Source organism: Richelia sinica FACHB-800, assembly GCF_014698825.1.
Taxonomy (GTDB): Bacteria; Cyanobacteriota; Cyanobacteriia; order Cyanobacteriales; family Nostocaceae; genus FACHB-800.
In genome coordinates, this window is record NZ_JACJTT010000042.1 from 36,219 (window position 1) to 46,694 (window position 10,476).

The window sequence follows — 10,476 nt, forward strand, 5'->3', positions numbered from 1 at the left end:
GAGTCCACCCCATTAAAATTTTACTGTTCGGGAATATGCAAGTCTAATAGTTCACCAAACTTGTCTATGACAATAAGGATGAGTGCGTGATTGATGAAATAGGTATACCTTTTGTTAAGTAACTCTAAGGGTGTGTACTTTTTTCATAGTTCTGGCGGTCATCACTGTGAAATTAGTGTAAATTTATCTAAAAACGATAGTCCTGACACCTGAGTGGGAAAGATAATACTCAGTTGTTCAGGATTTTTGCTATTGAGCAACTGTGACTGGTGCTACTTGCCCATTGCACTGTGATTACCCCAGAAAGTAAAACTACATGGAACTAAAGAATCACTGGTTTACTGCCAATAGAGGTGCTATTAAACAACTGCTTCAGTGGGTAAATCTCCGACCGGAGGAAGTTGAGCGCACTTGGATGATGTTTGGTTTCTATACTACTGTATCTGTGGGATTGCGGTGGGCAGAAGATAGTACCGTAGCGATGTTTTTGGATGAATACGGTGCTGGACAGTTACCATGGATTTACATTGCTAGTGCGGGAATTGGTACGGGTTTAGTTGTTCTATATTCGTGGTTACAGAAAATTTTTCCATTGCGTTGGGTGATTGTAGCGATTGCACCCTGCATGGCCACTCCTTTATTCTTATTGGTATTATTGCGTGGGGGAGTACATATTCCCTACCTGACTTTTATTGTCGTCTTTCTGCTGCGGCTGTGGGTTGATGCTTTTTATGTAGTGAATGACATCAACACTTCGATTGTTGCCAATCAGCTGTTCAATATTCGGGAAATTAAGCGTACTTACCCACTGGTTAGTAGTGGTTTGTTAGTGGCAGATGTAATTAGTGGCTTTAGTTTGTCTTGGCTGGTGCAATTTGCCAAACTGGATAAGGTGCTGCTGGTTTCCTGTATTGTCATTATCTTCGGTTCAGCAATTTTATTTTATTTAACCTATAACTATCGCAAGGCTTTTCCTGATACCCCCCAAAGACTCAGTGGAGACGACCAATCTTCTCGTCATCGCCGCTTACAAACACCGTTAAAGCGTTATGCTTTTCAGTTATTTGCCTTTGTGGCCATGCTGCAAGTCATTGGCTTATTAATAGACTTCCAGTATTTGCGAGAACTGAATTCTAATTTAGGCAATCAAGACTTAGCTGGGTTTTTGGGTTTGTTTGGTGGAATTGTGGGGTTATGTGAATTATTGACTCAGTGGTTTATTTCCAGTCGTTTGATTGAAAGGGTGGGGGTATTTTTTACAGCGGGATTGCTACCTATTACCGTTGGCTTTATTGTACCTGGAGCGATCGCCCTGTCCCATTTTATCCCCGGTTTTCAAGAGAGAAGCTTTTTTTGGGGTTTAATCGGGCTGAAATTTTGTGATGAACTCCTACGCTATACATTTGTAATTAGTAGCGGCCCTGCCCTTTATCAGCCCATTCCTGAGCGAATTCGCAGTTGGATGCAGACCCTATCAGGCGGAACAGCTGATGCTATCGCTTCTGGGTTTACAGGATTACTTATTTTTATTACCTTGATTGTTTCTGGCAAATTTCTGCCCCCACCCATGCAAAAATGGGTGTTTCTAGCAGAGACAGTGATTGTAGCTGCCACTTGTTTAAAAGTAGTTTGGCAATTGCGATCGCGCTATGTAGACCTGTTAGTATTAAGTGCAGAACGGGGAGAACTTAGTGCTGCTAATGTCGGTCTGCGGGTATTCAAACAGGGTGTAGTTAAAGCCTTAGCAGAAAAAGGTAGCGAAGCAGATAAACGTTCTTGTTTAGAACTTTTAGCCCAAATAGATCCTCAAGGGGCTGCCCAAATCTTAGCTCCCCTACTCATCAAGTTACCAACAGATTTACAGTGTCACAGCCTGGAAATCATGTTGTTAAGTGGTGCTAATCCCTTATATGTGCCAGACGTAAGATTAATATTAGAACAGCCACCAGGCAAAATCGACCCAGAAGTATTTGCTTTAGCCTTGCGCTACGTTTGGTTAGCAGATGCCAATCCTGATTTAGTCCGTCTGGAAGCATATTTACATATTCAACACCATCCTCTTGTCAGGGCTACCGCTGCGGCTTTATTGTTGCGTCAAGGAACACCCTTACAAAGAGTAGCAGCTACTAAAACCATGAATTTAATGTTGATGCACCGAGATGAAAGGGAACGCATCAATGCTGTCAAAGCGTTACGAGAAGCAGCCTATTTACAAGAGTTACGTCGTCACATTCCCAATTTATTACAGGATAAATCTCTGCGGGTACGCTGCACAGTGCTAGAAATGATTGCGGCTACTCGGTTAGAAGAATATTATTCTGCTTTATTAGCAGCACTAAACTATAAGTCCACCAGGCCTACAGCTATGCGCTGTCTGGTCAAGTTGGAAAATGATGGACTTCAATTATTGTTACAACTAGCTACTAATATTTACAAGCCAGAAATAGTGCGGATGTATGCCTGGCGTACTATTGCCCAAATCGGCACAGTGGAAGCTAGAGAAAGTTTATGGTCACATCTGGAAACGTCCTGGGGTAGCGGTAGAGATAATATTCTCCGCAGCTTACTGAAGATCAACCAACCCTCAGAAGCGACCAAAATTGTAGACAGATTTTATGAAAATAAAGTCGAATTGTTGATTGAACAAGAATTAAAATTCTTAGGGGAAATTTACGCTGCTTATATAGACTTTCAAAAACTCGATTATCGCCAATATCATCAAAGTGAACGACTACTCACCATTACACATTTACTTCTCCAGGCATTATTAGAACTGGAAATAGATGTTAAAAATCGCTTGCTTCTTCTGCTCAAACTACTCTACCCACAGTCTAGAATTCAAGCAGCAGCAATGAATCTCCGTTCTCAATCTGTAGTTTCCTTTGCCAGAGGATTAGAAATATTAGACCACACCATCAATTTATCCTGTAAGCCACTGTTGCTGAATATTTTGGATAGAAGGTCAGAAGCCGAAAAACTCAAGTATTTAGTAGAAGCAGGAATTATTGAAGAAGAGGAGATGATTGTGAGCGATCGCACTGAACGTAATTCTATCAGCGATCGGCTCGGACAACTGATTATGCTGGGTAATCTACTCTCAGATTGGTGCTTGGCCTGCTGTTTCCATTTTGCCCAAGCAGCCCACATTCCTCTCAACTCCGCCGAAATTTTAGTCAGTTTACGTCATCCCACAGGCTTTGTGAGAGAAGCTACAATCTCCTACCTCAGCGCTGTTTCTCAGAGTGTTCTCCAAGAAATTCTTCCCAATTTACAAAAAGACCCACACCCCCTAGTGGCAGCACAAGTTAAAGAGTTGATGAAAAAATTTCCTCATCCATCAATAAGTTTTACCAATGATATCGATAAAGCTTATTCCTTAGACAGGTGACAGATGATTGATCAACTGATCCCAATTAAAAATTAAAAACTGATAACATATAAACCATCACACTTTTCAGCTTAACTCGCCAGCATCATCTTTTCAAATCGTTATTTTTGTTTCTTGTGTTCACCCATGCTTAAACTAGAAGATATCCGTCAAGATGATAGTGGGGATTGGTTTATCAACATAACTAACGAAATTGGTTTTGTGCTTGGTGATCAAGATAATCCTCCCACTGAAAATATCCTTAAGCTAGCAGAAGATATCATTAGCAAATTAGATCGTCTTGTTGTTGAATCACTCGATTACATCGATATTTGGGTTGACCGAAATCGACCTGGCGTTGGTCGAAAGTACGAATTGTACACCGTCTTCATGATGCCAGAAGGTAAAGAAGTTAAACTTATATTTCACTTCCCTGAAGATGAAATGTCTGAATGGTGGGTATCCTTTAATATTCTCCGTTACCCTAAGTACGATGACAAACCAAGTTATTGGCCTGTGTCCTTTGGACGGAATCAGACTTATTAATTTCATTTATTCTCAATGAGAGACGATTAATTACTCAGGTAAATTGTGGGAATTGCTAATTTTTTGAATTACGTGGATTTAAATATTTCCACAAACCTAATCGCTTATTTTTCGCGTTAGCTTCTGCTATCAACAATTGAGTTTTATTTTCATCACAATCATCTAGATAAACTGCATCAACAACCGCCTGACCTTCTTCGACCAAACGCAAATTAACTGAGCGATTATCAACAAAAATTTCACCAACAGGAAGCTTCTGCTTCTGATCAGTTATTCCCCTGGTTCTAATGACAATGGGAGTACCAGATGGTAATAATTCCTTAACTCTTGCGGTTGCAGCTACACGGTCAGCTTTTGGCACTGTCTCTGGAATATTAATACAAGCTAAACTAACTACGGCTGTTTGTCCTTCATCATTGGTCACGCGAATTGTGTCCTTATCTATCACACCAACGATAGTTGCCAAAATTAAAACAAAATTTACTAATTCCATCACTGTTTAAAAGTTGAAAACATCAGATAATTTTTGCATTATTCATGGGTAGATTCAACAAAAATACTTAACCACAGAATTTATTTACATTTCGCCATACTTGATTAATATTTCTAGCAAATTGAATATGTGGTTCATCCTCAGCAATACTGAGGATATTGGCTTTTTCATCTTTTCCTAAATATGCCATCACTAGGTTCGCAGCTTCTAAACCAGTCACATAAGCCTTTTCTTGTGACCAAGAACCATGTCTATTAATAATCCAATCTCCACTCATAAATACATTAGTTAAACTGGTTTTGGCTGGCAACATATAACGATAACTACCAGGGGCAAAATGGGTGACTGCATTTCCTAATCTAACCACACTCCTATCAATTACTTTTCCTTGTCTAAATCCTGGTACACAAGTTGCTAAATAATTGTGGACAATTTTGATAATTTCCTCATCATCTAAGTGCATAAATTGATTAGCATGGTAGAAATCGACTTCGACAACCGTTTCTTCTTGATGTTTATACTCATCATGTAAAGCATTCAAATCAAAAAATGTCCAACCTGTAGTAGCATCAAAACCAAAACAAGCATTAGAAGGACGAGGAATATCAATTTTTCTGTCAAACCATAGCCGCGTCGCTAAAACATCCACTGCCCCTAAATTGTGTAAATTTCTAAATTCTGCGCGACTTTGTAAACTGGGGCTACTAGCAACAATTTTCTTCATTCCCGTGACACCCACGGCAAAAACCACCGCGTCAGCAGCGAAAACTTGATCACCGCAAACTACACCTGTCACTTTGTCACCACCATCAACTATCACATCAGTAACTCGATGTTTAGGTAAAATTGTTCCCCCTAGTTTTTCTATCTTTTTTACCCAAGGACGAAAGATTTTTTCACCGACAGTTCCCCGACACCAAACCACATCAAAATCTGGTTGATGAGCCAAAATGAAATAGTACAGCATTCCCAAAGTAGCCGCAGCTGAACATTGTTCACCAGGTGCAAATAAACCAACTAACAACATTGGTTCAAAGGCATCTTTATATAGGCGTGTGGAAGCCCCATAATTTCTAAATAATTCACGGGCAGTCATCAAGTCATACTTGTGCCAAACTGCCTCAGAATTATCAAAATCAACTACTGCATACAATAAAGGTAAGGCGCTGAGTCGGTCAATTAATGGTAATCTTTGGAATTTAGTATAAACAAAAGTGCCTAAAGGTGTCGGTAGTTGAGGTAAATCTTGAAAAATTGGTGATTCAACTTCCAAGCCAGCGGGAGAGTATTGGGCAGAACGAGTCCAGGTAGTAAAGGGATTAATATCTAATTCATTAATGAGAGCAAAAATATTTCTGTAAGGATACCAGAATCCATGTATACCGGCTTCTACAGATTTACCAGATGCGGTTTGCCAACCTGCCACCAGTCCACCAGGATAAGGCCCTGCTTCTAGAAGAGTTACATCATAACCTTGTTTTACTAATTGGTAGGTAGCACCTAAACCAGCCCATCCCGCACCGACAACGACTACCCGTGGTTTTTGTAACTCTGTTGACATTTTATTTTCTCTTGATTGCCATCTTTAAATTACTGTATCCGAATAATTGTTGCCAAAGCTACTTAAGTAGACCCTTGTAGTTTTATTCCCAGTCATCGAGTTGAGAAGCCCCCAAAGTCTTGTTGTATTCATATTTTTTTGGGTTTTTCTAGATGGAGGAGTAAGTTATGAATTGGGAATTTTGAATTTTTAACTCTGATGTTGATGAAGTTACGTAAAAGCTCTTGCAGTCAATGCTGAATAACATGTATAACCCATAATAACTTAAACTTACTATGGCTCCCAAAAAATTAAAAGTATAGATAAAACTTCTGCTATTAAGCAAGATGACACAATATTAACTGGTAAGCCAGTGGGAACTTGGAATAAATTTCCTCACAATAAAACTGTGGAGACAATTTTAGAACTGGGTTGTGGCCATGATCGTGCCTCTTTACATCTTTCTAAAGCGAAAAATCTCCAGTGTAAAAAATATTATGGTATTGATATTTCTGAACCTTTATTAAGACGTTTGATTAAATTTAAGCAAGAATATGATTTTTTCCCAGGTGCAGAATTTAACTTGATTTGTACTTCTGCGGAGATTTTACCGTTAGCAGATAATTCTATTGATTTGGTCATTTCTAACTGTGTATTTATGCACATTCCTGACCAACAATTGAGAAATTTAATGGCAGAAATAGCCCGTATAATCAAGCCAGGGGGAATGTTTGTTTTTAATCATTCTTTCCACAATAAAGCTTGTCCTTCTCATCAGATCCATAACTTTATTAGAAGACTCAATCCTGTGAGTAGAAATCCTGTATATCTTAAGCAATATTCAGCAGCGGAAATTACAGAGATATTAAACGATGCAGGGATGAAAAATAAATGTCCAGAATATGTAGTTGAACCAACTGCTGAATACGCTATTCTGCCAGAAACAATCAAGGGTATTCCTGTACCCTTTGCTAAGTCATTTAACCGCAGTTTGAAACCATCACAGGCTCAAAAGGAAAACTTAGCTTATGGTTTTAGTGCCTACAGTACACCTTTGGCATAATTTAATGCTGAGGAAAATACAACAGGTTTTCCCATTCCATACACTGCAATTCTCGGACATCCCAAAATAGAAATACTGTGTTGGGTTAAGCTTTTGCTTAACCCAAAATCCTGTTTAAATATTAATAGTGCGGTTTGCTTTGAAACTACAAATTTTACATAAGGATTTCTCAGCGTTAAGTTAACTGTGGACAGTTCCATCTGGCATAATTGCCCCCGTCAAAAATGCCTCGCTCATGTCTGTGTCGTCCAAATTTGCACCTGTTAGATTAACTTCGCTCAAATTTGCTTCACTCAAATCTGCACCACTTAAGTCAGCACCTTGTAAATTTGCCTTCCACATCCGTACTCCACCCATTTTGGCACCACTTAAATTTGCCCCTTGCAAATTAGCAGCAGAAATTGATGCCATATGGAGAATTGCATCACCTAAATCTGCACCACTTAAGGATGCACCACTTAAGTCTGATTCGTTCAAATTAGCGGTTGCTAATTTCGCCTGGGTTAAGTCCGCACCACTAAAAATGACTTCTGATAAGTTTGCTCCTTCCAGTTTTGCACCACGCAAATTGGCTTTACTGAAATTAGCGCCACTTAAGGATGCTGATGTCAAGTTAGCACCTCTGAGGTCGGCCCTACCAAAATCTACTCCACCTAAATTTGCTCCTTGTAGATTTGCTTCTGGTAAAGCAATTCCCGTAAAGCTTCTTTCTCCTTTGCTGTATCTCACTAAGAGTTCTTGAACATTCATAGCTGCTTAATTCTCATGTATTGACTATGGGTTTAGGGTTTGACAATTTTGTTTGATGTTGATTTGTCTGAAATAGGTGGTTGCTGCTAAGGATGAAGTTGTCAACACTCACATAATTATTGGATAATATTAGCAGGTATTCCTTTTAACAAAAAACTAATATTAAAGGTTATATTTTTCAATTAAGTTGCCAATATTGAGTATGAATAATAAAATATTATACTGTTATTAAAAGATGCTAACTATTGGTAAAAAAGTAATAATAAAGTTTAAATGCTTCCTCAGTAACTGTGTATAAATTGGAGGTTGTTTAATATATTTTAGGGATTTATTTATCTATATTATAGCGAAATTAAAAGGTGTGATCAGCTAAATTATATGAGGTGAATTGTCCTGAATTTTTCTCAAATAGAAAGTTTTATAAGTTGGTAGAAATTGCTTGGACCGGACAGGTGGGAATACATTGCTCACAAACGATACAACGCGATCGCGTGAATGTGAGTTTAGCGGACTCTGGATGTAGGGAAAGGGCTTCTGTGGGACATACTCCAGTACACAAACCGCAGTGAACGCAGATATCTTCATCAATGACTATTTCCCCTAAGCTATGGGAAACATGGATATTTTGCGATCGCATCCAATCGATAGCTGCATCTAGTTGATCAATATCCCCAGAGAGTTCCACAACTAACTTGCCAATTTGATTAGGTGCAACTTGAGCGCGAATAATATTAGCCGCTACGTTAAAATCCTTAGCCAGTCGATAGGTGACAGGCATTTGAATGGCACGCTTGGGAAAAGTGAGGGTAATTCGTTTCTTCACAGCTGAGGACAGGTAGGGTTTGACATGAGGTCACAGTCTTAGCCACTTATACCATTTTGGCTTGGGGATTGGAGAGTGGGAATCATTAAACCCAAGGGAGAATAGAGGATTTTGAGTGGTTGAAAAATCCTGTGTCATCAATAAGAGCGATCGCTTACCATTGATTAAGTTTATTAATCTTTACCAATCTTTACTTTTTGCTAGCAATGTGTATAGAAACGTCACGAATAGTGACAGGGGTGGTGTAAAATCCTGGAGATTAGTAAATGGTGATTAACAGAGTTTAAATAAAATGGAAGCGGATCGGAAGCTAACAGTTGTAATCACAGGTGCCTCTTCGGGGGTAGGTTTGTATGCCGCTAAAGCCCTTGCTAAAAGAAACTGGCATGTAGTTATGGCCTGTCGTGATTTAGCAAAAGCAGAAACAGCTGCTCAAGAGGTAGGAATTCCCAAGGAAAACTACACCCTCCTGCATATCGACTTAGGCTCCCTGGAAAGTGTACGGAATTTCGTCACCAACTTTAGAGCCTTAGGTAGGCCTTTGGATGCCTTGGTTTGTAATGCGGCTATTTATATGCCACTAATTAAAGAACCATTGCGAAGCCCAGAAGGTTACGAATTGAGCGTTGCTACCAATCATCTTGGCCATTTTCTGCTGTGCAATCTCATGTTGGAGGATCTGAAGAAATCTACTGCTCCAGATCGACGCTTAGTCATCTTAGGAACCGTCACCCATAACCCCAAAGAATTGGGAGGAAAAATCCCACCCCGTCCTGATTTAGGTGATTTGCAAGGCTTTGAGCAAGGATTTAAATATCCTATCACTATGATAGATGGGAAGAAATTTGAACCAGTCAAAGCTTACAAAGATAGTAAAGTTTGTAACGTGTTGACCATGCGTGAGTTACATCGACGCTATCATGAGTCCACAGGTATTATCTTTACCTCTCTTTATCCTGGATGTGTAGCCACAACAGCTTTATTCCGTAACCACTATCCCCTGTTCCAAAAACTCTTCCCAGTGTTCCAGAAGTATATTACTGGTGGTTTTGTCACCGAAGAATTATCTGGAGAAAGAGTTGCAGCAGTGGTTGCAGACCCCGAATATCGCAAATCTGGCGTTTATTGGAGTTGGGGAAATCGTCAAAAGAAAGACCGCAAATCTTTTGTACAACAAGTTTCTCCTCAAGCCAGTGATGACTCGAAAGGAGAAAAGATGTGGAATCTCAGTGCTAAGTTGGTAGGAATAGCGTAGTCGTCAAGAAAATTTCCTGCATTAACCACTCCACGCTGGTACAGGTGGATAGTGAAAAATAGCAAAAAGTCTCTTTTGAGGATGTGTCGCGATATTGTGACACATCCTTATTATTGAATAGTAGGGTGCTTCCTTAACACACTGATTGATATAGCTGTAGACAAGGCAGGTAGGACATTAACTACAACTACTCAACTACCATTTAGTCGAAACTCACGGCAAATCTGTTACCTGTCACATGCTGTATGTCGTTAAATCAAACAAATTGAATATCCGAGGTAACTAAAAAGTCTACTGGTTTATTTTCTAGGGTGACAAATTTAGTACCCAAGAAGAACAAATCACCGTTTAAGTTGTTATAGCTGAACTGATTTAATGAGGTAGCACCAAATCCAATTTGGTCAATTTGTATTTTGTCACCTTGATTCCACTGAAAGTCTTTGATGATATCAACACCCTCCCAGATATTATGGAATACAAATTTATCAGCGCCTAGTCCACCAGTGAGAGTATCATGACCATTTCCACCATAGAGAATATTATTGCCACTGTTACCAGTGATGACGTTATTTTTGTTATTGCCTGTACCGTTAATATGGCTATAACCGGTTAATTTCAGGTTTTCTAAACCAAATCCCA

9 protein-coding genes and 1 pseudogene are annotated in these 10,476 nt (G+C 39.4%); 5 read left to right on the forward strand and 5 right to left on the reverse strand.

Annotation, left to right across the window (positions count from 1 at the left end):
• Positions 1-316 precede the first annotated feature (316 nt).
• Entirely contained in the window at positions 317-3,388 is a 3,072-nt protein-coding gene (locus tag H6G73_RS20920; RefSeq protein WP_190607974.1) for an MFS transporter, read from the forward strand.
• A gap of 114 nt (positions 3,389-3,502) precedes the next feature.
• Complete coding sequence (locus H6G73_RS20925; protein WP_190607976.1) at positions 3,503-3,913, forward strand: hypothetical protein; 411 nt, start codon at positions 3,503-3,505, stop codon at positions 3,911-3,913.
• 55 nt (positions 3,914-3,968) lie between these two features.
• On the opposite strand, the gene H6G73_RS20930 is transcribed toward H6G73_RS20925, so the two are convergent.
• Together H6G73_RS20930 and H6G73_RS20935 are read right to left on the reverse strand one after the other, a co-directional pair.
• A complete protein-coding gene (locus H6G73_RS20930) occupies positions 3,969-4,406 on the reverse strand; it encodes a thermonuclease family protein (RefSeq protein ID WP_190607977.1) in 438 nt (145 codons plus the stop codon).
• Positions 4,407-4,473: 67 nt separating this feature from the next.
• On the reverse strand, positions 4,474-5,967 hold the full coding sequence (locus H6G73_RS20935) for a hydroxysqualene dehydroxylase (protein WP_190607979.1): 1,494 nt from the start codon (positions 5,965-5,967) through the stop codon (positions 4,474-4,476).
• Positions 5,968-6,319: 352 nt separating this feature from the next.
• Here H6G73_RS20935 and H6G73_RS20940 point away from each other — a divergent pair, with 352 nt between their 5' ends.
• Positions 6,320-7,009 (forward strand): class I SAM-dependent methyltransferase, encoded by a 690-nt coding sequence (locus H6G73_RS20940; protein WP_256443814.1) that lies wholly within the window; start codon positions 6,320-6,322, stop codon positions 7,007-7,009.
• 180 nt (positions 7,010-7,189) lie between these two features.
• Here the strand turns inward: H6G73_RS20940 and H6G73_RS20945 are convergent, their stop codons facing one another.
• Together H6G73_RS20945 and H6G73_RS20950 are read right to left on the reverse strand one after the other, a co-directional pair.
• Entirely contained in the window at positions 7,190-7,759 is a 570-nt protein-coding gene (locus H6G73_RS20945; protein WP_190607980.1) for a pentapeptide repeat-containing protein, read from the reverse strand.
• Positions 7,760-8,177: 418 nt separating this feature from the next.
• Positions 8,178-8,582 carry an NIL domain-containing protein gene (locus tag H6G73_RS20950; protein WP_190607982.1) on the reverse strand — a complete coding sequence of 135 codons (405 nt, stop codon included), beginning with the start codon at positions 8,580-8,582 and terminating at the stop codon, positions 8,178-8,180.
• A 115-nt stretch (positions 8,583-8,697) separates the two neighbouring features.
• Here H6G73_RS20950 and H6G73_RS20955 point away from each other — a divergent pair, with 115 nt between their 5' ends.
• Together H6G73_RS20955 and H6G73_RS20960 are read left to right on the forward strand one after the other, a co-directional pair.
• Positions 8,698-8,859: a hypothetical protein gene (locus tag H6G73_RS20955; protein ID WP_190607984.1), complete on the forward strand. Its 162-nt coding sequence runs from the start codon at positions 8,698-8,700 to the stop codon at positions 8,857-8,859.
• A gap of 15 nt (positions 8,860-8,874) precedes the next feature.
• Entirely contained in the window at positions 8,875-9,837 is a 963-nt protein-coding gene (locus H6G73_RS20960) for a protochlorophyllide reductase (protein ID WP_190607986.1), read from the forward strand.
• A 256-nt stretch (positions 9,838-10,093) separates the two neighbouring features.
• Here the strand turns inward: H6G73_RS20960 and H6G73_RS20965 are convergent.
• Positions 10,094-10,476 (reverse strand): annotated as a pseudogene (locus tag H6G73_RS20965) (hypothetical protein); the annotation flags it as partial.